Origin of the sequence: Zavarzinia compransoris (genome assembly GCF_003173055.1) — a bacterium.
Taxonomy (GTDB): Bacteria; Pseudomonadota; Alphaproteobacteria; order Zavarziniales; family Zavarziniaceae; genus Zavarzinia; species Zavarzinia compransoris.
This window is the reverse complement of sequence record NZ_QGLF01000001.1, coordinates 1,134,937-1,157,341: the sequence shown is the minus strand read 5'-3', so window position 1 is coordinate 1,157,341 and position 22,405 is coordinate 1,134,937. Positions and strand designations below refer to the sequence as shown.

Sequence of the window (22,405 nt, the reverse complement as noted above, 5' to 3'; positions counted from 1 at the left end):
CACGGGAGGACGGATCATGAGCAACCTGAAGCCAAAGCTCGATGCGGTGCTGTCAAGCGTGACCACGGGGGCCGCCCGCGTGCCGGGCGTGGTCGCCATGGTCACGGACCGCGACGGCGACCTTTATGCCGGCGCAGCCGGCGAGCGCCGCCTGGGCGGGACGGCCATGAGCCTCGACACGGTCTTCGCCATTTTCTCGACCACCAAGGCGATCGCCGGCACGGCGGCGCTGCAATGCGTCGAGGAGGGGCTGCTGGACCTCGACGCCCCGGCCAAGACCTATGCCCCGGCGATCGGCAGGCTGCAGGTGATCGAGGGCTTCGACGCCGACGGCCAGCCCCGCCTGCGCGCCCCGAAAAGCGATGTCACCACCCGCCAGCTCCTGCTTCATGTCGGCGGCTTCGGCTATGATTTCTTCAGCGAGACCTACAAGCGCCTGGCAGAGGAGCACGGCCAGCCGTCCGTGGTCAGCGGCAGCCGCGCCGCGATCGAGACCCCCTTGCTCTTCGATCCGGGCGAGCGCTGGGAATACGGCACCAATATCGACTGGGTGGGGCAGGTGGTCGAGGGCATCCGCGGCCAGCGCCTGGGCGCGGTGCTGCGCGAACGGGTGTTCGACCCCCTGGCCATGGACGAGATCGCCTTCACCCGCACGCCGGCGATGAAGACGCGGACCGCCACCATCCATGCCCGCGACGGCGGCGGCGGCCTGGTGCCGATGGATGATTTCGCCCTGCCGGACAATCCGGAGGTGGACATGGGCGGCCACGGGCTCTACGGCACCGTGCCCGAATACATGAAGTTCATCCGCATGTGGCTGAACGACGGCGCCGGCCCGCGCGGCCGGGTGCTGAAGCCCGAGACCGTGGCCTGGGCGGTGAAGAGCGGCCTGCAGGCGCACCAGAAGGTGGGCATGCTGCCGGGGGTCATTCCCAGCCTGTCGAATGACGCGGAATTCTTCCCCGGCGTGCGGAAATCCTGGTCCTATACCTTCATGGTCAACGACGAGCCGGCGCCGACCGGCCGGCCCGCCGGGGCCATCGGCTGGGCCGGGCTGGCCAACAGCTATTACTGGATCGACCGCCGGAACGGCATCGGCGGCTATTGGGCGACCCAGATCCTGCCCTTCGGCGACGGCGTGTCCTTCCCCGGCTATATGGCGTTCGAGACCGCCGCCTATCAGGCCCTGGTGGCGGCCAAGGCCGCCTGAGCGCCTGCCCTCGTTCTGTTGCGTATCTGCGTTACGGCTTGAAACCCGTGGCGGAGGGCCGTCGCCCTCCGCCCCCTTCCATCGGGGAGATGCGCGCATGTCCGCCCTCGTTCCGCCCGAGGACCTGCCCGAATGGGTCCCGGGCCGCATCCTGCTCGCCAGCGACGGGCTCGGCTGGAACCATGTCGGGCTCCGGTCCTACCATTATGCCGGCCAGGACGTGATCGTGCCCGCCATGCGGGACTATATGCTGGTCGGCTATCGCCGGGGTGCGACGCCGATGCAGCGCCGCTTCGACGGGCGCTGGCGCCAGGAGACGCTGACCCCCGGCGCCGCCTCGCTGCTGACCCGGGCCCAGCGCGCCTATTGGAACTGGAGCGAGCCGATCGACGTCACCCATGTCTATCTCTCCGGCGGGCTGGTCGCCCAGGTGGCCGGCGAAGTGATGGATTGCCTGGTGACCGAAGTCACCCTGGCCGACGTGCTGCGCACCGAGGACGAGGTGATGACCCGGGCGATCGAGGCGATCGCCGCCGAGGCGCGGGAAAAGGCCCTGGGCGGCACGCTCTATGTCGAATCGGTCGCGCGGGGGCTGATCATCCACCTGCTGCGCCGCTACGCCTCGGTCGATACAAGGCGGCTGGAGGCGGGGCAGGGGCTTTCCCCCGGGCAGCAGCGCCGCATCGCCGAGTTCATCGACGGCCATCTGGGCGAGGCGATCGATCTCGAAGCCATGGCGGCGGCCCTGGACCTGACGCCCTGCATCTTCGCCCGCCGCTTCCGCCACAGTTTCGGCCAGCCGCCCTATGCCTATGTCATCGCCAGGCGCATCGGCCGCGCGGCGCAACTGCTGGCGCAAAGCCGGCGCCCGATCAAGACGATCGCGGCCGATTGCGGCTTCACCGACCAGGCCCATCTCACCCGCCTGTTCGCCCGCGTCCACGGCACCACGCCCGCCGCCTTTCGCCGGCAGGCGGAATAGGGGCGGCTCGCCGGGCTTTCTTTTCCACGCGCGACTGCCCAATATCGGTTTCTGTCTGTCGCCTTGGGGGGCAACCGGTTAAATTGGCCCGCATGAATATTCGTAGAATGGGCGGGCGTTCCGTCGCGCCGCCCCGTCCCGCACCCGCATTCCCCGTGCTCGCCTTTCCCGCGCTCGCACGTCATGTCTATTCCCCGCGTCGCCTGGTTTCGGCTGTCGTCGCTGCGGTGCTGCTGGCGGGCTGCGCCACCGCCGACGTCGGCGCGACGCCCAATGCCGGCGCGTCGCTCGCGCTCGAACAGGTCGAGGTGCATTCGCTCGCCGGCGGCTATCTGGCCGGGCGCCATGCCGGCGGCACCCAGGACGTTCTCGCCTCCGCCCGCTTCTATGATGCGGCGCTGCGCCTCGATCCGGGCAATACCAACCTGCGCCGGCAGGCCATGATGTCGGCCCTGCTGGTCGGGCGCTATCTCGATGCCGCGACCCATGCCGAGATCGTCGCCCGCCTGGAGCCGGCGGATCCGGTCGCGCCCCTGATCGCGACCATCGCCGAAATGCGCACCGGCCGCTATGAGGCGGCGCAGAAGCGCCTGAACGCGCTGCCCAGCAATTCCGCCCTCGACATCATCAGCCCGATCATCACCGCCTGGGCCATCCAGGGCCAGGGCGATATCGACGGCGCCCTCGTCGCCCTCGAAAAACTGGGCGACAGCCCGGGGGTGCGGCCGTTCCGCCTGTACCACACGGCGCTGCTGGCGGTCGCCGGCGGCCAGACCGCGCTGGCGGCCAAGGCATTCCAGGCCCTGCGCACCTCGATCGGCGGCTCCTGGGTCCATGCCCTGCTGGCCGAGGGCGCCTTCCTCGAATCGATCGGGGAGAAGGCGGCGGCCCGCGCGCTCTATCAGGCGGCGCTGAAGGGCGGCAACAATCTCGCCCTGGCCGCGGCGCTGGCCCGGCTGGAGCGGGGCGAGGGGGCCCAGCCCCTGGTCTCCACCCCGGTCGAAGGGGTGGCGGAGGCGATGTTCGGCATCGCCAGCCTGCTGGCCCAGGAGGGCGCGAACGAGCCCGTCCTGGTCTATCTCCGCCTGGCCATGATGGCGAAGCCCGATTTCCCCGAGGCCCAGGCCCTGCTGGCCGAAACCTTCGAGGATGTGGGCGACAAGCGCGCCGCCGCCGAATTGTTCCGCACCGTGGCGCCGGACTCCCTGCTGCGCCCGATGGCGGAAATCCGCCATGCCCTGCTCCTTGCCGAAATCGACCTGAAGGACGAGGCGGTCGCCCTGCTCGACCGGCGGATTTCCGCCAATGGCAAGGATGTCGACGCCCTGACCGCCAAGGGCGACATCCTGCGCCAGGGCGAGGATTTCGCCGGCGCGGCCCGGGCCTACGGCAAGGCGATCGACGTGATCGAGGCGGACGGCCAGCAGCCCGAGGCGCGCTATTGGACGCTCTATTTCTCGCGCGGGATCTGCAACGAGCGCCTGCGCCGCTGGGACGATGCCGAGGCGGACCTGAACCGCGCCCTGGCGCTGCGTCCGGACCAGCCGAGCGTGCTCAACTATCTCGCCTATTCCTGGGTCGAACAGGGCCGCAACCTGAAGAAGGCCGAGGACATGCTGAAGAAGGCGGTCGCCGACCGCCCGGACGACGGCTATATCGTCGACAGTCTCGGCTGGGTCTATTTCCGCCAGGGCCGTTTCGAGGAAGCGGTCGCCGTGCTCGAGCGCGCGGTCAGCCTGAAGCCGGGCGATCCGACCATCAACGATCACCTGGGCGACGCCTATTGGGCGGTCGGCCGCCGGGCCGAAGCCGGGTTCCAGTGGCGCACCGCGCTCGCCCTGAAACCCGAGGCGGAACAGAAGAAGGATATCGAGGGCAAGCTCGACAAGGGCCTGCCGGCGGAGCGCCTGGTGCCCGGTGTCGATTGACCCGGGTTTTCCCGTCGCCGAGGCCGCGCCCGCCAAGGTCAATCTCTATCTTCATGTCACCGGCCGGCGGGACGACGGCTATCACCTGCTCGATTCCCTGGTCGCCTTCGCCGAGACCGGCGATCTGGTCGAGGCGGGGCCGGCCGGCCCGGGCGTCCTCGACCTCGATCTCGCCGGCCCCTTCGGCCCCGCCCTGGCCGCGGACGGCGGCGACAATCTGGTGCTGCGCGCCGCCCGTGGCCTGCGCGCGGCCCTGGGCGAACCCGCCCTCGGCGCCCGCCTGCGCCTGACCAAGGTTCTGCCCGTCGCCGCCGGGATCGGCGGCGGATCGTCGGATGCGGCGGCGGCCTTGCGCGCCCTCTGCCGTCTCTGGCGGCGGGAGCTTGATTCGGTGCAACTCTCGGCGCTGGCGCTTGGTCTCGGCGCCGACGTGCCGGTCTGCCTCGGGGCGGTGCCGGCCCATATGGCGGGCATCGGCGACAGGGTGGAACCGGTCGCGGGCGCGGGGCTGGCCGGCCTCGGCCTGGTCCTGGTCAATCCGGGCGCCCATCTGCCGACACCGGCGGTGTTCCGGGCCCTGGGCGGGCGGTTTGGGGCGGCCGACCGGCTCGACCCCCTGCCGGATGCGCCGGCGGGAATCATCGAGGCCCTGGCGGGTCGGCGCAACGACCTGGAAGCGCCAGCCATCGGTCAATGCCCGATCGTCGCCGATGTTCTCGCCCTCCTCCGCGGAACGGATGGGGTCGTGCTTGCCAGGATGAGCGGTTCCGGCGCAACCTGCTTCGGTCTTTGCCCGGATCGGGCGGCCGCGCTTCGGGCGGCGGCGGAAATCCGCCGGATGCGGCCGGCCTGGTGGGCCGCCGGCGGTGGCATGTACAAGGGGCGGGAGGCGCCTTGATGCAAATGTGGCGCTTCGGTCTGTCGCGCGCGGCGGCGGCCCTGGTCCTCGGGGTGACGGCTATCGTTACCGCGTCCTGCGGTTCCCGCGCGCCCGAGGCCCCGGCGGCGACGGGCGATGCCCAGCTCTCCGATATCGAGCGGACGTGGTACGACGCGGTCGTCGCCTTTCCGCCGGCGACCCTGGGCGGGCCGGTCGACATCCGCCGCATGCACGATGTGATCGCCAGCCCGCCGGTCGATCCCCGGCCGCGCACCACGGTGATCTATCTGCACGGCTGCACCGGGCTCGGCGATCTTTCGGTGGTGAAATACCTGGCGGCCGAGGGCTTCGTCGTCATCGCGCCGGATTCGATGGCGCGGAAATACCGGCCGCTGCAATGCGACGCGGCGACCGGGCGGGGCGGCTACAATCTCTTCGTCTACGACTTCCGGGCGACGGAACTGGCCTTTGCCATCCACAGCGTCTCGCGCATGCCCTGGGCCGATGTCGGCGACATGTTCCTGATCGGCGGCAGCGAGGGCGGCGTGACGGCGGCGCTCTATCGCGGCGAGGCCTTCCGCGGCCGGGTCATCGCGGCCTGGACCTGCCACGGCGCGCCCCTGGTCGCCGGGCTCGACGCCCCGCCGATGGAACCGGTGCTGAGCATCGTCAGCGCCGACGATCCCTGGTATTCGGGGCGGGCGGCGGTCGGCCAGGCGGGCGATTGCGGCACCTATATGCCGGGCCGGCCCAATGCCCGTTCCCTGGTGCTGCCCTCGGGCGAGGGCCACGCGGTGCTGAATTCCCGCGTCGCGCGCCAGGCGATCGTCGATTTCATCACCCTGTGGCGCCGGCCCTGAGCCGGCGGGGCGCAAAACCGCACCGCATTGGGTATAGCCTGTGCTTGTGAGCGCCGCCCTCTGCCCCTAGCTTCTTCTGAAACAAGCGCCGGGGGAGAGGCCTTTGATGAACGATCTCGCTGCCTTCTGGCAGGAGCTTTACGCGCGTCCTGATTTCTGGGGCTTCGTGTCGATTCCGATCGTCGCCGCCGTGGTCACCTGGGGCCATGTCTGGATGGCGATCCAGATGGTGTTCTATCCGATCCATTTCGTCGGCTACCGGCCGCTTCTTCTCGGCTGGCAGGGCATCATCCCGCGCAAGGCCGAGAAGATGGCGGGCATCGTCGTCGACAAGACCCTGACCAAGCTCGGCACGGTCGGGGATTTCCTCGACCAGATGAATCCGGAACTGATCGCGGCCTATGTCGCCAATGCGATCGAGCGCCGGATCGAGGAAATCGTCGACGAGGTGATGGAGGAGCAGAACAAGGTCCTGTGGCAGAACCTGCCCCGGATGGTGCGCAACCGGGTCTATGCCCATGTCCGGGAAAAGTTGCCGGACGTGATGCTGGAACTGATGATGGAAATCATGGCCGATGTCGACAGTCTGGTCGACGTGCGCGAGATGGTGGTGCGCCAGATGGCCGGCGACCGGAACCTGATGGTGCGCATGTTCCAGGAGGTCGGGCACAAGGAATTCAAATTCATCATCGACGTCAGCTTCTGGATCGGGCTCGGTTTCGGCTTTATCCAGATGATCCTGTTCTACTTCATTCCGGCCCATTGGATGCTGCCGATCTATGCCGCCGCCCTCGGCCTGATCACCAACTGGCTGGCGCTGGCCATGGTGTTCCGCCCGCTGCACCCGGTGAAGGTCGGGCCGTTCAAGGTCCAGGGCGTGTTCCTGAAGCGCCAGAACGAGGTCGCCGAGAAATTCGCCGAGCTTTCGGCCAACGAGCTTCTGACCATCGGCCAGATCACGCGCGAGATCATCACCGGCAAATATTCGCCGCGCACGCGTTCGATGGTGAAGCGCCGGCTGATGCCGATCCTCGAATCGCCGGTCGCCCGCGCCACCATGCAACTGGCCCTGGGCACGGAAGCCTATGCCGCCGTGCGCACCAAGGTCGGGGACATGTCGGCCGATTTCGCCCTGACGCCGATGGAGGACGAGAAGTTCAACCGGGACCGGGCGAAAGTCCTCCAGGTCAATCTGGCGGCCAAGATCCGCGCCCTGCCGACCGAGGAATTCCAGGACATGCTGCGCCCGGCGTTCCAGGAGGACGAGTGGATCCTCCTGGTGCTCGGGGCGGTCACCGGCCTTGCCGCCGGCGCCGCCCAGCTTGCGCTGGGTTTCGCCTGATCAAAGGGCGGGGCGCAGGCCCCGCCAGTGCCTGATCAAAGGGCGGGGCGCAGGCCCCGCCACGGCACCACGGTTTCCAGCTGTGCCGCCAGGCGGTACAGCTGGGCCTCGTCGCCGAAGCGGGCAGCGACCTGCACGGCGCGCGGCAGGCCCAGCGCGTCGAGGCCGGCAGGCACCGCCATGGCCGGCTGCCCGGTCATGTTCTGGAGCCCGGTGAAGGCGACCACGCGCCCGATCGCCGCGACATAGTCGCCAAGATCGGCCGGCGACAGCGACAGGGTGCCGAGCGGCGGCGGGCTGTCGGGCAGCAGCGGGGTCAGCAGCAGGTCGTAACGCCCCTCGTCCAGGAAGGCGGCCATGCGCCGGCCGGCGTCGTGGATCGTCGCCAGCGCGTCGAGATAGGCCGTGGCCGGGATTGCGCGGCCGGCGGTCGCCAGCATCAGGGGGACCGGCTCGATGACATCCTCGATCCGGGCGCCGGTCGCGGCCAGGCGCTGGTCGACGCTGCGGGCGACATTGCAGGCGATCAGCGTCTGCTGCGCCGCGGTCAGGACCGGGCCGGAAAGGGGCAGCCGCGCCACCTCGACGATCTCGTGGCCGAGATCGGCAAGGGCGGCGCGGATCAGCGCGATGGCGTCGAGCGCCGGGGCCGCGAGCACGGTCGGATTGGCGGCTTCGAGGCAGAGCGCGATGCGCAGGCGCCCGACCGGCGCCCCCACTTCCGCCGCCCAGGGCCGCGCCGGCGCCGGGGCGGCATAGGGATCGCCCGGGACCGGGGCCGCGGTCGCATCGAGCAGGGCGGCCGAATCGCGCACGCTGACGCCGACGGCATGGACCGTGGACATGCTGCCCCAGCCCTCGGCGGCATCGGGCGCCATGGTGATCCGGGCGCGCGAGGGCTTCAGGCCGAACAGCCCGCAGCAGGCGGCGGGAATGCGGATCGAGCCGCCGCCGTCCGAGGCATGGGCCAGGGGGATGATCCCGGCCGCCACCGCCGCCGAAGCCCCGCCCGACGAACCGCCGGAGGTCCGTTCCAGGCCGAAGGGGTTGCGGGTCTTGCCGTGGACCAGGGTTTCCGTGGTCGAGGTCAGGCCGAATTCGGGCGACGCGCTGCGCCCGAACAGGACGAAGCCGGCGCGGCGGTAGCGCTCGATCAGCACGCTGTCGTGGTCGCAGATGAAATCCCGGTAGCTCCGGCTGCCGTTAGTCAGGGGCCAGCCGGCGACATGGGCATTCATGTCCTTGATCAGCATGGGCACGCCGGTGAAGGGGCCCCGGGGCAGGCCGCGGTCGATCTGGCGCCTGGCCCCCGCCTCGTCGAGGAAGGTGACGGCATTCACCGCCGGGTTGACCGCGGCCACGCGGGCGAGCGCGTGGTCCAGCAGTTCGTCCGGGCTGGCCGCGCCGTTGGCGACAAGGGCGGCAAGGCCCAGCGCGTCCTGTGCCGCATACTCGTCTTTGCTGATCATTCTGCCTGGATCCCCATTTGTCGGCCGTTGCCCGGCTTCTTCGCAGCTCTTGTGGAACCCGGAGCTTGGCGCATGCGTTGCATGGAGGCAACGGCCGCGCATTCAACCGGCGCGGCCCTGATCCCCGGTTGGGTTCCGACCCTTGCTGTGCTAGGTCTTCTGCCATGAGAAATGTCTGCCTGCGACGACGAAGTTCGGGCCTGCCCGGCGCCTTTGGCCGGTCGGCAGGCATGCGTCCGCGCGGCCGCGGGTAGGGGCACGGTCCCCGCCCGGGCGCGGGGACTGGTGAGCCGTTTCCGGGAACCTCCTTTTCCGGGGGATTTCCGGGGGCGGAATGGGATCTTGGGGCGCGGGCCTGCGGGCCGGGCCGTCCCGCTTGAACAATGCGGCAGACATGACCACCCTGATGCAGGAACGGCCGGAAGACGGCCCCGCCATCGAAACCCTGATCGACGCGTCCTTCGGCGGCGATCGTTTCAAGAAGACGGTCTACAAGTTCCGCGACGGCGTGCCGCCGGTGCCGGAACTGTGTTTCGTCGCCTATGACCGCGGCCGGCTGGTGGGCAGCCTGCGCTTCTGGCCGATCCTGATCGCCGGCAAGACCGAGGCGATCCTGCTCGGGCCGCTGGCGGTCGACGGCAGCCGGCGGGGGCAGGGGATCGGCGCCGCCCTGATGTGGCACGGCCTGGCCGAGGCCCAGCGCCAGGGCCACCGGATCGTGATCCTGGTCGGCGACTATGATTACTACGTGAAATTCGGCTTCCGGCGCGAACCCTGCGTCCGGCTGGACCTGCCCGGCTGGGTGGATCGCAAGCGGTTCCTGGCCCGCGCCCTGGTGCCGGGCGCGGTCGACAATCTCGCCGGCATGATCGGGAAATGGGTGCCCGCGGCGGAACGGCCGCGCGACGTCGCCTGACGGCTTGAAATTCCTCAAACTTCGGATTGAGACTTGGCGCTTCTACCAATTCGCGACGCCGCCGATGGTCGCGAAGGTGGAATTCTTCCGGGTCGACTCAGGTTATGCTCGGGGGCCGCCGGGGCCAAATCGCGTCGCACAAGGGGAACACGATGTCCAACCATCTGAAATTCTATATCGACGGCGCCTTCGTCGACCCGCTGGTGCCGGCGACGCTCGACGTCATCAACCCGGCGACGGAAGAAGCCTATACGCAGATTTCCGTCGGCACCGCCGCCGACGTCGAGCGGGCGGTGGCGGCGGCGCGGGCGGCCTTCCCGGCCTTCGCCAAGGTGCCGCAGGCCGAGCGCCTGGCCCTGCTGAAGCGCATCCTCGAAATCTACAACGAGCGCTACGAGGATATCGCCCGCGCGGTGAGCGAGGAAATGGGCGCGCCCCTGTCGTTCGCCCGCGCCGCCCAGGCCTGGGCCGGCCAGGTTCACCTCGAGGCGACGATCAAGGCGCTGGAAGACTTCGTCTTCGAATACCCGCGCGGTTCCACCCGCATCGTGCTGGAGCCGATCGGCGTCGTCGGCATGATCACGCCGTGGAACTGGCCGCTGAACCAGATCGTCTGCAAGGTGGCGCCGGCGATCGCGACCGGCTGCACCATGGTGCTGAAACCGTCCGAGATCGCGCCGATCTCGGGCATCGTCTTCGCCGAGATCATGGCGGCGGCGGGCGTGCCCAAGGGCGTGTTCAACATGGTGAACGGCACCGGCCCCGATGTCGGCCAGGTGATCGCCGCCCATCCGGGCGTCGACATGGTCTCCTTCACCGGCTCGACCCGGGCCGGCATCATCGTCGCCAAGTCGGCGGCGGACACGGTGAAGCGCGTCGCCCAGGAACTGGGCGGCAAGTCGGCCAACATCATTCTCGGCGATGCGGATCTCGAAGCGGCGGTCACCGCCGGCGTCGGCGGCTGTTTCGGCAATTCGGGCCAGTCCTGCGATGCTCCGACCCGCATGTTCGTGCCCGCCGACCGCCATGCCGAAGCGCTGGAGATCGCCCGGGCCGCGGCCGAGACCCACAAGGTCGGCGATCCGCTGGCGGAGGATACGGTGCTCGGCCCCCTGGTCTCGCAGCTTCAGTTCGACAAGGTGCAGCGCCTGATCAAGGCCGGCATCGACGAGGGCGCGACCCTGGTCAGCGGCGGCCTCGGCCGGCCGGACGGCCTCAACCGCGGCTATTACGCAAAGCCCACGGTGTTCGGCAACGTCCAGCACGAGATGACCATCTCGCGCGAGGAAATCTTCGGCCCCGTGCTCTCGATCCTGCCCTATGGGACCGAGGCGGAGGCGATCGAAAAGGCCAACGACACGGTCTATGGCCTCGCCGCCTATATCGCTTCCGGCGATATCGGCCATGCCCGCGCCGTGGCCCGGGAATTGCGCGCCGGCACCGTGAACATCAACTATCCCGACTGGGACACCCATGCCCCCTTCGGCGGCTACAAGCAGTCGGGCAACGGCCGCGAATATGCCGACTGGGGCATCCATGATTTCCTGGAGACCAAGGGCATCGTCGGCCACGGCGAATAGGGGCTACTGCCCCTCCCAGCTGCCGACGACGCGGTGGATGGCCTTCACCCGGCGGGTGGGGATGGCCGGCAGGTCCCGGGGTTCGGGGTTGAATTCGCGCAAGGTCAATTCGTCGTTCGACTGGCGGACGAATTGCTTCACATAGGCTTCGTCGTCGCCCAGTTCGACGACGACGAAGCAGCCCCGCACCGGCGGCAGGTTGGGATTGAGGAACAGGAGATCGCCGGCGCGGAACTTCGGCTCCATCGAATCGCCCACCGCATAGACGGCGAAGGCATTCGCCACCCCCGCCAGCTGGGCCGGCCGGAAGGTATATTCGAGGGCCTGGCCCTGGTCGACGAACAGGGCATTGGCCCCGCCCCGCGCCGCGCCGCAGACCGGAAGGTCGCGCAAGGGGGCAGCCTCCGCCCAGGGCTGCGGCGCCGGGGCCTGGAGCCCGGCCGCGGCGGGCAGGGGGGCTTCCGGCAAAAGATCGCCCGGCTCGCAGCCCAGGTGCTTGGCGAGGCGCAGCATCCAGTCGACGGTGAGGCGGCGTTCGCCCCGTTCCAGTTTCACGATCTGCGAGCGCACGGTGCCCGCGCGTTCGGCCAGCTGGTCCTGTGTCAGCCCCGCATGGCGGCGCCATTCGCCCAGGCGATTGTGCACGGCTATGCTCCCATACTGTATCCATGCACCCTAGCACACTTACCCGATCCGGGCAAAAGTTCTTGATTTGTTCCGTTCGCGTGATAGTATGCTTCCGATAGTTGCGACGGGGGCGATGCCATGTGGACGGGTGAATTGGTCGCAGCGCGGCTGGAGGAGGCGGCGGATACCCTGCGCCGCCTGCCGGATACGGAGACGAAGTACCGCCTGGGCCTGCGCTCCGCCTGGCCCGATGTGGTGCGCGAATCGGTGGCGGTCCAGGCCTCCACCGGGGTGCGCGTCCGCCTCGGCCCGCCCAGCCCGGGCGCCATCGACCGGCTGGAGGCGACGATCGGCTGGCTGTCCCTGCTGACCGAGGCGCAGCGCCGCATCGCCTGGGCGCTGGCCAGCGGGATTTCCGCGGCGCGCCTCGCCCGCATGATCGGCTGCCACCGCAACACGATCGCCAATCGCCAGGCGGCGGCGCTGCGCATCATCGCCGGCCATCTGAACCAGCCCGCGGCGCAAGGGGCGGGGGCCTGCGTCCAGGACATGGGTGTTTGAGGGAACAAGCGCCGGCTTTTCACATTCAGATCCGCGAATGCCGCCACGGGCGCGGCACCGAACCGGCAGGTCGAGATCATGGCGCAGCGCATTCTTGTGGTCGAGGACGAGGCTTTCATCGCCTTCTTTCTTGATACGGTGCTGACCGACGCCGGCTTCGAAGTCATCGGCCCCCTCGACGATGCCGCCGAGGCGCTGGTGGTCGCGGCGGCGGAACGGCCCGATCTCGCCCTGATGGACATCCGCCTGAAAGGCGGGCTGGACGGCGTTTCCGCCACCCGCCACCTGGTCGAGGACCTGGGCGTGCCGGTGGTCGTGGTCAGCGCCAATGCCGGCCAGGCCATGGCCGACCTGCGGCCCCTGACCTCCCATATCCTGGGCAAGCCGGTGGCGAGCGAGGAATTGGTCGCCACCGTGCGCGAGGCGCTGCTCGCCGCCTGAAAGCGCTTTGTATCGCCTGGGGTGCAGTTGAAGGCTGATCTCGGCGGATTTTCATTGTAGAACAAGGGCATGAAGTCCCTGTCGCGGGGCGCGCGGCAGGGCGAGCCGGCGGCCTCCTCAATCGATATTGCTCCCGTCGAGGGTTCGGCGTCGGCGCGCGAGCCGGCGACCCTGATGCTGTGGGTGGTGGCCCTGTGCATCGCCGCCGTGGTCGGTACCATGTGGTCGGTGCTGGCCCAGCCCTGGCTCGGCCTGCACCTGGGTGTCGCCGCGGACGGCAGGGTGACGGTGATCGCCGCCGCCGCGGGCGGCCCCGGCAGCGCCGTCCCGGCGGGCAGCGTGCTGCACGGCCTGTCGGTGCCCGGGGGCCCGGTCCTGGCCCTGGAGGCGCAGGACCTGACCCCCGAACCCGATTTCATCACCAGCTATGCCGACCTCGATCGCTTCATGGCCCGGCAGTCCGCCCTGCATGCCATCCTGGGCGCGGGGCAGGTGGTTCTGCACTATGCGGGCGCGGACGGCGCGCCCCTGGCCCTGGCGGTCGTGCCCGGGGAACGGCCGCTGGCCGACCTGCCGGTCGATTTCTGGGTCCAGTTCGTCACCGGCATCGGCAGCCTGCTGATCAGCGGCTGGGTGTGGTCGATCCGCCCGCGCGACTGGCCGCCGCGCTTCTTCATTGTCAGCGGCGTCGCCATGGTCATGTCGGCCCATGCCGCCGCGATCTACAGTTCGCGCGAACTGGCGCTGGACGGCATCCTGTTCCAATGGCTCTCGGCGGCCAATTTCCTGGGCGCCATGGGGTTCGGGGCGGCGGCGGTGGCGCTGTTCCTGCGCTATCCGATGCCCCTGGCGGCGACCCGCCACCTGGTCTGGCTGACCCTGTTCGTCGCCGTCTGCTTCGCCGCCGACCGCCTGCGCCTGTTCGACGGCCAGACCACCGCCCGTTACCTGCCGACCGCGACCGAGATGGTCTCGATCGTGCTGGCGGTCGCCGCGCAATGGCTGGCGACGCGGCGGGATGCGGCGGCGCGGGCCGCGCTGAACTGGCTCGGCCTGACCATTTCGATCGGGGCGGGGTGCTTCATCCTGATCATCGGCGCGCCGCTGCTGATCGGCCGGGAACCCTATATGTCGCAAGGCTATGCCTTCGGCTTCTTCCTGCTGATCTATCTCGGCGTCGCGCTGGGCCTGCGCCGCTATCGCCTGTTCGCGATCGGCGAATGGTCGTTCCGCGTGCTTTTCTACGGCGGTGCGATCCTGACCATGCTGGTCCTCGATGCCGCCCTGCTCTATGTTCTGCATCTCGGGCCCGAGCCGTCGCTCGGCCTTGCCCTGGTCTTCGTCGGCTTTCTCTACCTGCCGCTGCGCGATGCCCTGTGGCGGCGCACGGTGGCGCGCCGGCGCATGGCGGAACCCGAACTGTTCCGCGCCGTGATCGAGGTCGCCTTCGGCGCCTCGGCCGAGGAACGGGCCGGGCGCTGGCGCGCCCTGCTCGAACGCCTGTTCGATCCGCTCGAGATCGCGCCCCTGGCCGAACCGCCGCGGATCGCGCAGCTGCGCGGCGACGGCACCGAAATGCGCCTGCCGCCGACCGGGGAGACCGGCGGCCTCGCCCTGCGCTATCCCTTCGGCGGGCGGGCGCTGTTCTCCCTGCTGCACCTCAATCTCGCCCGCCAGCTCGGCCTTCTGATGCAGCATGCCGAAGCCAGCCGCAGCGCCTATGAGCGCGGCGTGGCCGAGGAGCGCCGGCGCATTTCCCGCGACCTGCACGACGATGTCGGCGCCCGCCTGCTCTCCGGCCTGCACAAGGGCGACATCGGCGATATGCGCAAGATCCTGCGCGAGGCGATCGTCGATATCCGTTCGATCGCGGGCGCGCTCGCCGGCGACCGCCTGCCGCTCTCCGTGGTGGCGGCCGATCTCCGCCACGAAACCTTCCAGCGCCTGGACGGCACGGGCATCGCCCTCGACTGGCCGATGAATCCGGCGGCGGGGGAAGAGGTCATGGTCGATTACACCCTCTACCGTCACTTCGTGTCGGCGGCGCGCGAGATCGTCAGCAACGCCATCCGTCACTCGGGCGCGTCGCGCCTCGACATCCGCCTGGCCTGGGGCGGCGGCCTGCTGCGGGCCGCCTTCGCCGATAATGGCATCGGCCGGGCCGAGGCGGCCCTGGGGGGCATCGGCCGGGCCGGGGCGGCCCCGGGCGGCAACGGCCTGCGCAACCTGACGGCCCGGGTCGGCGCGGTCGGGGGCACGATCGCCTTCCCGCCGGTGGCCGCCGGCTTCGCGATCGAGATCACCCTGCCGCTCGGCCGGACGGCATCATGACCGCAAGGCCCGACATCGGCTTCGTGGTCGAGGATCTGGCGGAAGCCCGCGCCAGCCTCGTCGCCGCCCTCGAAAGCGCCTTTCCCGGGATCGAGGTCTTCGCCTTCGCCGATCTGGCCGGCGCCCGGGCCTGGATCGCCGCCGCTCTCGGCCCGCAGCGCCGGGCCATCGGCCTGATCGATCTCGCCCTGCCGGACGGCTCGGGCATCGACCTGATCCGCCTTCTCGCCGGCGGCTATCCGGCGACCCTGACCGTCGTGACCACGATCTTCGACGACGACGGCCATCTGTTCGACGCTCTCGGGGCGGGCGCGCAGGGCTATCTGCTGAAGGATGTCGACCTCGGCCGGCTCGGCACCTATCTGCGCCGGATCGAGCAGGGGGAACCGCCCCTGTCGCCCTCGATCGCGCGGCGCATGCTCAATCACTTCCGTGCCGCCGCGCCGCGGCCGGAAATCGTGCCGCCGGAAATCGTGCCGGACGATGCCAATCTCACCCGCCGCGAGGTCGACGTGCTGCAATTGATCGGCCGGGGCCTGCGCGTCGCCGAGGCGGCGGATGTCCTCGGCCTGACCGAACACACCGTCGCCGGTTACGTGAAGACCATCTATCGCAAGTTGCACGTCTCGTCCCGCGCCGAGGCGGCGCTGGAAGCGGCGCGGCGCGGCCTGGTCTGAATCGGGTATTTCCCCCTGTTCCGGGGATATCTCCGCCCTTGCCGCCATGGTTAAGGTTCGGGCGGCGGCCCCGGCTGCCATCGACGTGCCGATCCGCGTCGGGAGTGACGGTGCCCGTGACCAATTTTCCGCTGCCGGGGGGCGCGGAAAATCGGGCTGCAATCCCGGCGATGGATGACTGCCCGGCAGCGACGCCCCGCGCGGGCAGTGCTGGCCGCCGGGGGGCGGCCAGGGCCGTCGAGGCAGCGGGGCCGTTCCCGGCCCCCGCCTGCCCGAATGCCCCGCCTGATGGATGAATTCAGATCGCCTGGCGGACGGTATCGATGATGCGGTCCTGCACGTCGGGGGCGAGATAGGGATGCATGGGCAGGCTCAGGACCCCGGCCGACAGGCGCTCGGAAACCGGCACGCCGCCCGGCCCGGTCGGGAAATGCTTGTAACCGAGCTGATGGCTGAGCGGGATCGGGTAATAGATCGCGGTCGGGACATTGGCCGCCTTGCAGGCCGCCGCCACCTTGTCGCGATCGTTCAGGACCAGGGTATATTGCGCCCAGACGCTGGTCGTCCCGGCGCGGAGGTGCGGCACCCGGGCGACATCGGCGAGGCCAGCGTTGTAACGGCTGGCGACACGGTCGCGGGCTTCGATCTCGTCGGGGAAGAGCTTCAGCTTCTCGATCAGCACGGCGGCCTGGATGGTGTCGAGGCGGCCGTTGATGCCGATGCGGACATTCTCGTATTTGTCGCTGCCCTGGCCGTGGATGCGGATCGAGCGCAGGACTTCGATCAATTCGTCGTCGTCGGTGAAGACCGCGCCGCCGTCGCCGTAGCAGCCAAGCGGCTTCGCCGGGAAGAAGCTGGTCGCGGTGGCGAGGCCGAAGGTGCCGACCGCGCGGTTGTTCAGCTTGGCGCCGAAGCTCTGCGCCGCGTCCGACATCAGCCACAGTTCTTCGGCCTCGGCGATGGGCAGGATCGCCTGATAGTCGGCCGGCTGGCCGAACAGGTCGACCGGGATGACGCCGACCGGGCGCAGGCCGTTGTCGCGCGCCCATTTGATCGAGGCGGCGAGATGGGCCGGGTTCATGTTGAAATTGTCCTCGTCGACATCGACGAAGACCGGCGTGGCGCCGACCCAGGCCACCACTTCCGCCGTGGCGACGAAGGTGAAGGCGGGCACGAAGACCGCATCGCCCGGGCCCACGCCCTTCGCCATCAGCACGAGGCCGAGGGCGTCGGTGCCGTTGGCGCAGGACAGCACATGCTTCGCGCCGCAGAATTCGCCGAGCTGGCGTTCCAGTTCGATCACTTCCGGCCCCATGATATAGGCGCCGTGATTGACCACCTTGAGGATCGCCTCGTCCACGGCGCTGCCCATGCGGGCGCGCTGGGTCTTCAGGTCGATGAAGGGAATGGGCGGGGTGGTCATGTTCACATCCTTCGAGTCTCGAAAGTGCTGGAATGCTGTACAGGGTTTGGCCGAACTGGCGTCGTCCCGCAAGCGCGGCGCATGCATGGCTGATCGAAGACGGGGAGAAGCGGATGTCGTATCTGGGCCGGGTTCTGGGGTTCGTCGCGCTACTGGCGTTCGGCGGCGGTGCCGCCCTCGCCGAGGACGGGGAGGGCTGGAGCGTGCCCGGCTTCAAGGCCGAGATGTACCGCCATCCGCTGGATCCCGCCGCCGATCCCGCCGACTATGAAAACTGGGATGCGGCGGGCCTGCGCTTCCTCGGGCCCGACGGCAAGGTGGTGGCCGCCTTCACGGGCCAGGGCGATACGGAATCCTGGGAATTGCTGCGGGCGGACATCCGCATCGAGGGCGTGGCCGAGCCTTTGGCCGCCTTCCGCCACTATTGGGGCGGGGCGCATTGCTGTTCCCGCGTCGAAGTGTTCCGCCTGGGCGGTATCCCCGGCCTGCTGGCCGTCAGCCCGCGCCAGGAGGGGGATACGGTCGGCATCGTCGAAACCCCGGCCGGCTGGTTCGTGCCCTCCCACGATGCCAGCTTCGCCTATGCCTTCGACCGTTCCTTCGCCGGCTCGCCTTTTCCGCCGGTCTATTGGCGCCTGACGGCGGCCGGCTTCGTGCCCGCGCCGGAACAACAGCGGGTCGATGCCGCCGGCCGGCCGGCCCTGCTCGAGGCCTGCCGCCGCCCCGGCGTCTACGAGGAAGGGGTGCCGTCCTGCGACGACGTGCCCTTCTACCTGACCGGCGATGCCGAGCTTGCCGCCCTGCTGGCCGAAGTGGCGCCGGGGGCCGGGCAGGAGCCCTTGAAATGGCTGGCGCGCATGCCTGCCGCCGTCTTCGAGCGTTTCGCCGAAGGCGAGGCGGCCAAGGCGCTGGCCCTGCTGAAGGCGGCGGGGGCGCCGCCCGAGGTCGGCCGCATCCTGGTCCAGGCCTTCGCCGCCCGCCACCACTGGCGCGAACTGGTCGCCCTCAACGGTTTCGAGACGCTGGTCGCGCCGCTGCTCGAGGATGGCATCGTGGTGCCGGCGGCGGGGCGCGGGCTGGTGCAGCCGGTCTCCGCCCTGCGCGGGCCGCTGGCCGGTTTCGCCCGCATCGATTGCCCGGCGGACGGGGAGGCCAGGGTCGAACTGCTGGATCGTTTCGGCGCCGGTCTCGGCCTCGCGACGCTCGATCATTGCCCGGTGCTGGCCTCGCCCCTCTATCTCGGCGGCAAGGCCCCGGTGCCGGCGCTGCTTGCCGCCTATCGGGGCGAGGCGATCTCGGCCCTGGTGGTGCCGACGGCGGCCGGCGGCATGGTGGTCCCGGTCGATGTGCCGGACCTCGAAGTGATCGGCGCCACCGATGCGGACGGCGACGGCAAGGCCGAGACCATCGCGGTCAAGCGGTCCGGTCGGGCCGGCGAGCCGGTGACCTGTCCCTTGAGCGAAGCCCCGGCCCTGATCGCCTGCCTTGACGGCCTGCCGTGATCCTCGGCCGGTTTCTGGCCGCGATACCGCTGCTGATCGCCGGGGCGTCCCTGTTCATCGCCTGGGTCTGGCTGCATGCGCTTGCCCCGGCCCCGGCCAGCAGTTTCCTTGCCGGCCCGGCCCCGGCCGAGATCCTGGCGATCGAGATCGTCGAACGGCGGGTGAAGGGCAGCCTGCACACGATCGATCTCGCGGTCACCGTCCGGCTGGCGGACGGGCGCAGCGGCATCGTCGGCGGCTATCAGCGGATCGATGGTGCCGGCGCGGTCGCGGATGTCCTGGCCGATCAGGTCGAGGACGGCGCCCTGCGGGTGCGGGCCTTCGCCGGCACGATCTATCGCCATGACCCGGATCTCTTCATGCTGGCCGGGGGCACGGCCATCGGCCTGATCGGCCTGTTTATGCTGCCGCTCGGCCTTGCCGTGGTCGGGCTGGCGGGGGCGGGGTTCATCCGCGCCTACGCCGGGGTGATCGCGGCCGTGCTCGTCGTCCTCGGCGGTGCGGTCGGCTGGTCCGGCCTCAACCAGGGGGCGGTGCGGCCGCTGGACCGGCTGCTGGGCGAGCGGATGACGGCCGAGGTCGTGGCGAGCACATGGCACCGCCTGCCGGTGACGGGTGCTGCCCCGGCCGGCAAGGCGGTGCTGCTGCCCGCGGTCCTGGTGCGCCTGCCGGACGGGCGGGGCGAGGTTGCCCTGCAGGGGTTGCCCGGCGCCGTGGCGATCCCGGGGCTGGACGAGCCGGCGCCCGCGGTCGCCCCCGGCGATCGGGTCGAGGTGACCTCTCGCGCTTCGGAACCGGGGCGGGTGCGGCTGGCCGGCTGGCGCTTCCGGCCCCTGGCCACGGCCGGCCTCGGCGCCGTTCTCCTGGTGCTGGGGCTCGGGATCGGCCGCCGCCTTGCTGGGCGCCCGGTCAGGCGGGGCGGCGGCTGAACCAATGTTGCAGCGCGATCGAGGCGGCGACCGTCGCGTTCAGGGATTCGACCGCGCCGCTGGTCGGGATGGCGAGGCGGGCCGCCGCGAGGTCGGCGGGCAGGCCCTGGCCTTCCTCGCCGAGGACGAGGCGGAGATCGCCGGGCCAGGAGAACCGGGTCAGGTCCGCGCCGCCGCCGTCGAGGGCGAGCAGGGGGCCGGCCCCGGCGGCCAGCGCCGCCCAGCCGCGGGTACGGACGAAATCGAGGCGGAACACCGCATTGGCGGCGCCGCGCAGGCATTTCGGGTGAAACGGATGGGCCGCTTCCGGCAGCAGGATCACGCGCCGGACCCCGAAGGCGGCGGCGGAGCGCAGCAGCGCCCCCAGGTTGCTGGGGTCGCCCAGGGCGCAGGCGAGTTCGAGGCCCCGGGGCGGGGCGGCGAGATCGGCTTCGGCGAAGGCGGGCACCGTGCCGACCAGCAGCGGCAGCCGCGTGCCCGAGACGTCCAGCCGCTCGAACAGCGGCCGGGCCAGGACATGGCGGGCGAGATGGGCGGGCAGCAGGGGCGCCAGCTGGTCGAGGGCCGGCGTATCCGGGGCGATGACGGCGGTGAACCGGTCCGGCACCGCGGCCAGGGCTTCGGGCACGGTCTTCCGCCCGGCCAGCAGGAAGGCGCCGTGCTTGCGGATGCCGCGCCCCTCCAGCAGCCGTTCCCAGGTGCGGAAGCGCTCGTTCTGTTCGCTGTCGATGGCGATGACGCGGGTCATGGCGCGGATCGGGCCCGGCTCAGATCGTCATCTGGGTGCCGAGCTCGATCACCCGGTCGGACGGGATCTGGAAGAATTCCGTGGCGTCCGAGGCATTGCGCGCCAGCGAGATATAGAGCCGGTTCTGCCACAGCCGGAGCCCGCCCTTGCTGCCCGGGCGCAGCGAGCGGCGGCCGAGGAAGAACGACGTGCTCATGATGTCGTATTTGAGGCCGAGCTTGCGGGCGGCGGCCAGCGCGCGGGGCAGGTTCGGGCTTTCCATATAGCCGTAGAATACCCGCATCAGCATGATCCGCGGGCTGAGCGACTGCACGGTGACCCGGGATTCCGGATCGATATGGGGTTCCTGCGCCACTTCGATGGTCACGATCACATTCTGTTCGTGCAGCACCTTATTGTGCTTCAGGTTGTGCATCAGGGCGACCGGGGCGACATTCGGCGTCGAGGTCAGGAACATGGCCGTGCCCGGCACCTGGTGGGGGTGGCTGCGCTCCAGCATGGCGACGACGTCGAGCAGCGGCAGGCTGTCGCGCCGCGACTTCTCGGCCAGGATGCGGGTGCCGCGCACCCAGGTCGCCATCAGGGTCGCCAGCGTCGCCGCCATCACCAGCGGCACCCAGCCGCCGTCCAGCACCTTGAGCAGGTTGGCGCCGAGGAAGGTGAGGTCGATCAGCAGGAAGGGCGAGATCACCAGCAGGGCGACCGCCAGCGGCAGCCGCCAGCGATAGCGCATGACGACGAAGAGGAGGAGGGCGGTGACCACCATGGTCCCGGTCACCGCGATGCCGTAGGCGGAGGCGAGATTGCCCGACGACTTGAACGACAGCACCAGGATGATGACGGTGAGCAGCATCAGCTTGTTCACCCGGGGCAGGTAGATCTGGCCCGCATGCTCGCCCGAGGTATGGCGGATCTCCATGCGCGGCAGGATGCCGAGCTGGATCGCCTGCCGGGTCAGGGAGAAGGCACCGGTGATCACCGCCTGGGCGGCGATCGCGGTCGCCATGGTCGCGAGCAGCACCATGGGGATCAGACCCCAGTCCGGCGCCAGCAGGAAGAAGGGGTTTTCCAGCGCTTCCGGCCGCGACAGGACGAGGGCGCCCTGGCCGAGATAATTGAGGGTCAGCGAGGGAAAGACCAGGGCGGCCCAGGCGATCTGGATCGGCTTCCGGCCGAAATGGCCGAGGTCGGCATAGAGCGATTCCGCCCCGGTCACGGCCAGCAGCACCGAGCCGAGGGCGATGATCCCGACCGTCTTGTGTTCCAGCAGGAATTCGACCGCATAGGCCGGGTTGAAGGCGAGGAAGACCGCCGGCTCGTCGGCGATATGGCTGGCGCCAGTGACGGCCAGCGCCAGGAACCAGACCACCATGATCGGGCCGAAGAAGACTGCGACCTTGGACGTGCCCCGGCTCTGCACCAGGAACAGGGCCATGATGATGCCGATGGTGATGGGCACGACGTAAGGATCGAAGATGGGGGTGACCAGCTTCAGCCCCTCGACCGAGGACAGCACCGAGATCGCCGGCGTCACCACCGCGTCGCCGTAGAACAGCGCCGCGCCGATGATGCCGAGGCCGAGCACGAAGCCGGTGCGCTTCGCCATGGCGCGCCGCGCCAGCGCCATCAGGGACAGCGCGCCGCCCTCGCCGTTGTTATCGGCGCGCAGCAGCAGGATGACGTATTTGGTGGTGACGATGATGATCAGCGCCCACAGGATCATGGACAGGACGCCCAGCACCATGGGCTGGGTGACGGGTTCCCGGGACGCGGTATGGATCAGGGCTTCGCGGAAGGCATAGAGCGGGCTGGTGCCGATGTCGCCGTAGACGACGCCGACGCTGCCGAGCACGAGCGCCCATAAGCGCTTGCGGTCGGCGGTCGGATCGGGGACCTGGGCGCCGCTCGTCTTGGTCTCGCCTGCGGTTGGGGCCGGGGCGGGATTGCTCATCAGATGCTCCGCAAAGGGTCCGGTGACTATGACGGGGCGGGGCGCGGC

The 22,405-nt window shown here is 69.9% G+C and carries 19 protein-coding genes; 14 read left to right on the top strand and 5 right to left on the bottom strand.

The genetic code is table 11. The features are described 5' to 3' along the window. Positions 1-16: 16 nt before the first annotated feature. From acmB to DKG75_RS05585, 6 genes are all read left to right on the top strand, one after another. Positions 17-1,210, top strand: coding sequence for a methyl acetate hydrolase AcmB (acmB, locus tag DKG75_RS05610; RefSeq protein ID WP_109920050.1), 1,194 nt, complete (start codon positions 17-19; stop codon positions 1,208-1,210). 97 nt (positions 1,211-1,307) lie between these two features. Then, complete coding sequence (locus tag DKG75_RS05605) at positions 1,308-2,192, top strand: helix-turn-helix domain-containing protein (RefSeq protein WP_109920049.1); 885 nt, start codon at positions 1,308-1,310, stop codon at positions 2,190-2,192. 107 nt (positions 2,193-2,299) lie between these two features. Next, the gene (locus DKG75_RS05600) at positions 2,300-4,120 is read left to right on the top strand and encodes a tetratricopeptide repeat protein (protein ID WP_133636786.1); all 1,821 of its coding nucleotides are present in this window, start codon (positions 2,300-2,302) and stop codon (positions 4,118-4,120) included. Beyond that, the gene (locus DKG75_RS05595; protein ID WP_109920047.1) at positions 4,110-5,018 is read left to right on the top strand and encodes a 4-(cytidine 5'-diphospho)-2-C-methyl-D-erythritol kinase; all 909 of its coding nucleotides are present in this window, start codon (positions 4,110-4,112) and stop codon (positions 5,016-5,018) included. The genes DKG75_RS05600 and DKG75_RS05595 overlap by 11 nt, the downstream gene beginning before the upstream one ends. Positions 5,019-5,023: 5 nt before the next feature. Then, a complete protein-coding gene (locus DKG75_RS05590) occupies positions 5,024-5,860 on the top strand; it encodes a dienelactone hydrolase family protein (RefSeq protein WP_133636784.1) in 837 nt (278 codons plus the stop codon). A gap of 106 nt (positions 5,861-5,966) precedes the next feature. Continuing rightward, positions 5,967-7,202 carry a DUF445 domain-containing protein gene (locus tag DKG75_RS05585; protein ID WP_109920045.1) on the top strand — a complete coding sequence of 412 codons (1,236 nt, stop codon included), beginning with the start codon at positions 5,967-5,969 and terminating at the stop codon, positions 7,200-7,202. A 35-nt stretch (positions 7,203-7,237) separates the two neighbouring features. Here DKG75_RS05585 and DKG75_RS05580 read toward each other — a convergent pair whose 3' ends face one another. Then, a complete protein-coding gene (locus DKG75_RS05580) occupies positions 7,238-8,671 on the bottom strand; it encodes an amidase (RefSeq protein WP_166646352.1) in 1,434 nt (477 codons plus the stop codon). Between the two features lie 394 nt (positions 8,672-9,065). On the opposite strand from DKG75_RS05580, the gene DKG75_RS05575 reads away from it, so the two are divergent. Both DKG75_RS05575 and DKG75_RS05570 read left to right on the top strand, forming a co-directional pair. Then, on the top strand, positions 9,066-9,587 hold the full coding sequence (locus tag DKG75_RS05575; protein ID WP_109920043.1) for a GNAT family N-acetyltransferase: 522 nt from the start codon (positions 9,066-9,068) through the stop codon (positions 9,585-9,587). A 152-nt stretch (positions 9,588-9,739) separates the two neighbouring features. After that, on the top strand, positions 9,740-11,167 hold the full coding sequence (locus DKG75_RS05570) for an aldehyde dehydrogenase family protein (RefSeq protein ID WP_109920042.1): 1,428 nt from the start codon (positions 9,740-9,742) through the stop codon (positions 11,165-11,167). Between the two features lie 3 nt (positions 11,168-11,170). Here the strand turns inward: DKG75_RS05570 and DKG75_RS05565 are convergent, their stop codons facing one another. Further along, positions 11,171-11,812 (bottom strand): XRE family transcriptional regulator, encoded by a 642-nt coding sequence (locus DKG75_RS05565; protein ID WP_109920041.1) that lies wholly within the window; start codon positions 11,810-11,812, stop codon positions 11,171-11,173. Between the two features lie 120 nt (positions 11,813-11,932). On the opposite strand from DKG75_RS05565, the gene DKG75_RS05560 reads away from it, so the two are divergent. The 4 genes from DKG75_RS05560 to DKG75_RS05545 all read left to right on the top strand — a co-directional run bounded on the left by DKG75_RS05560 (position 11,933) and on the right by DKG75_RS05545 (position 15,804). Then, entirely contained in the window at positions 11,933-12,355 is a 423-nt protein-coding gene (locus DKG75_RS05560) for a DUF6362 family protein (RefSeq protein ID WP_109920040.1), read from the top strand. Positions 12,356-12,433: 78 nt separating this feature from the next. Further along, the gene (locus tag DKG75_RS05555) at positions 12,434-12,796 is read left to right on the top strand and encodes a response regulator (protein WP_109920039.1); all 363 of its coding nucleotides are present in this window, start codon (positions 12,434-12,436) and stop codon (positions 12,794-12,796) included. 69 nt (positions 12,797-12,865) lie between these two features. Beyond that, a complete protein-coding gene (locus DKG75_RS05550) occupies positions 12,866-15,127 on the top strand; it encodes a sensor histidine kinase (protein ID WP_109920038.1) in 2,262 nt (753 codons plus the stop codon). Beyond that, positions 15,124-15,804 (top strand): LuxR C-terminal-related transcriptional regulator, encoded by a 681-nt coding sequence (locus DKG75_RS05545; RefSeq protein ID WP_109920037.1) that lies wholly within the window; start codon positions 15,124-15,126, stop codon positions 15,802-15,804. The genes DKG75_RS05550 and DKG75_RS05545 overlap by 4 nt, the downstream gene beginning before the upstream one ends. A gap of 298 nt (positions 15,805-16,102) precedes the next feature. Here the strand turns inward: DKG75_RS05545 and DKG75_RS05540 are convergent, their stop codons facing one another. Further along, on the bottom strand, positions 16,103-17,227 hold the full coding sequence (locus DKG75_RS05540; protein WP_109920036.1) for a DegT/DnrJ/EryC1/StrS family aminotransferase: 1,125 nt from the start codon (positions 17,225-17,227) through the stop codon (positions 16,103-16,105). A 113-nt stretch (positions 17,228-17,340) separates the two neighbouring features. Between DKG75_RS05540 and DKG75_RS05535 the strand changes: the two genes are divergently transcribed. Continuing rightward, a complete protein-coding gene (locus DKG75_RS05535) occupies positions 17,341-18,729 on the top strand; it encodes a hypothetical protein (RefSeq protein ID WP_109920035.1) in 1,389 nt (462 codons plus the stop codon). Continuing rightward, positions 18,726-19,658, top strand: a complete 933-nt coding sequence (locus DKG75_RS05530) for a hypothetical protein (protein WP_109920034.1) — start codon at positions 18,726-18,728, stop codon at positions 19,656-19,658. The genes DKG75_RS05535 and DKG75_RS05530 overlap by 4 nt, the downstream gene beginning before the upstream one ends. Here DKG75_RS05530 and DKG75_RS05525 read toward each other — a convergent pair. Together DKG75_RS05525 and DKG75_RS05520 are read right to left on the bottom strand one after the other, a co-directional pair. Further along, positions 19,639-20,406: a TrmH family RNA methyltransferase gene (locus DKG75_RS05525; protein WP_109920033.1), complete on the bottom strand. Its 768-nt coding sequence runs from the start codon at positions 20,404-20,406 to the stop codon at positions 19,639-19,641. The two genes, DKG75_RS05530 and DKG75_RS05525, sit on opposite strands and share 20 nt — an antisense overlap. Positions 20,407-20,425: 19 nt before the next feature. Continuing rightward, entirely contained in the window at positions 20,426-22,357 is a 1,932-nt protein-coding gene (locus DKG75_RS05520) for a potassium transporter Kup (RefSeq protein WP_109920032.1), read from the bottom strand. Between the last annotated feature and the right edge of the window lie 48 nt (positions 22,358-22,405).

Bases quoted from the DNA above. Each gene is read 5' to 3' on its own strand.
- DKG75_RS05550 (WP_109920038.1), top strand. From the start codon at position 12,866: ATGAAGTCCCTGTCGCGGGGCGCGCGGCAGGGCGAGCCGGCGGCCTCC.
- DKG75_RS05605 (WP_109920049.1), top strand. From the start codon at position 1,308: ATGTCCGCCCTCGTTCCGCCCGAGGACCTGCCCGAATGGGTCCCGGGC.
- DKG75_RS05545 (WP_109920037.1), top strand. From the start codon at position 15,124: ATGACCGCAAGGCCCGACATCGGCTTCGTGGTCGAGGATCTGGCGGAA.
- DKG75_RS05585 (WP_109920045.1), top strand. From the start codon at position 5,967: ATGAACGATCTCGCTGCCTTCTGGCAGGAGCTTTACGCGCGTCCTGAT.
- DKG75_RS05555 (WP_109920039.1), top strand. From the start codon at position 12,434: ATGGCGCAGCGCATTCTTGTGGTCGAGGACGAGGCTTTCATCGCCTTC.
- DKG75_RS05570 (WP_109920042.1), top strand. From the start codon at position 9,740: ATGTCCAACCATCTGAAATTCTATATCGACGGCGCCTTCGTCGACCCG.
- DKG75_RS05520 (WP_109920032.1), bottom strand. From the start codon at position 22,357: ATGAGCAATCCCGCCCCGGCCCCAACCGCAGGCGAGACCAAGACGAGC.
- DKG75_RS05580 (WP_166646352.1), bottom strand. From the start codon at position 8,671: ATGATCAGCAAAGACGAGTATGCGGCACAGGACGCGCTGGGCCTTGCC.
- DKG75_RS05525 (WP_109920033.1), bottom strand. From the start codon at position 20,406: ATGACCCGCGTCATCGCCATCGACAGCGAACAGAACGAGCGCTTCCGC.
- DKG75_RS05600 (WP_133636786.1), top strand. From the start codon at position 2,300: ATGGGCGGGCGTTCCGTCGCGCCGCCCCGTCCCGCACCCGCATTCCCC.
- DKG75_RS05535 (WP_109920035.1), top strand. From the start codon at position 17,341: ATGTCGTATCTGGGCCGGGTTCTGGGGTTCGTCGCGCTACTGGCGTTC.
- DKG75_RS05540 (WP_109920036.1), bottom strand. From the start codon at position 17,227: ATGACCACCCCGCCCATTCCCTTCATCGACCTGAAGACCCAGCGCGCC.
- DKG75_RS05560 (WP_109920040.1), top strand. From the start codon at position 11,933: ATGTGGACGGGTGAATTGGTCGCAGCGCGGCTGGAGGAGGCGGCGGAT.
- acmB (WP_109920050.1), top strand. From the start codon at position 17: ATGAGCAACCTGAAGCCAAAGCTCGATGCGGTGCTGTCAAGCGTGACC.
- DKG75_RS05590 (WP_133636784.1), top strand. From the start codon at position 5,024: ATGTGGCGCTTCGGTCTGTCGCGCGCGGCGGCGGCCCTGGTCCTCGGG.
- DKG75_RS05575 (WP_109920043.1), top strand. From the start codon at position 9,066: ATGACCACCCTGATGCAGGAACGGCCGGAAGACGGCCCCGCCATCGAA.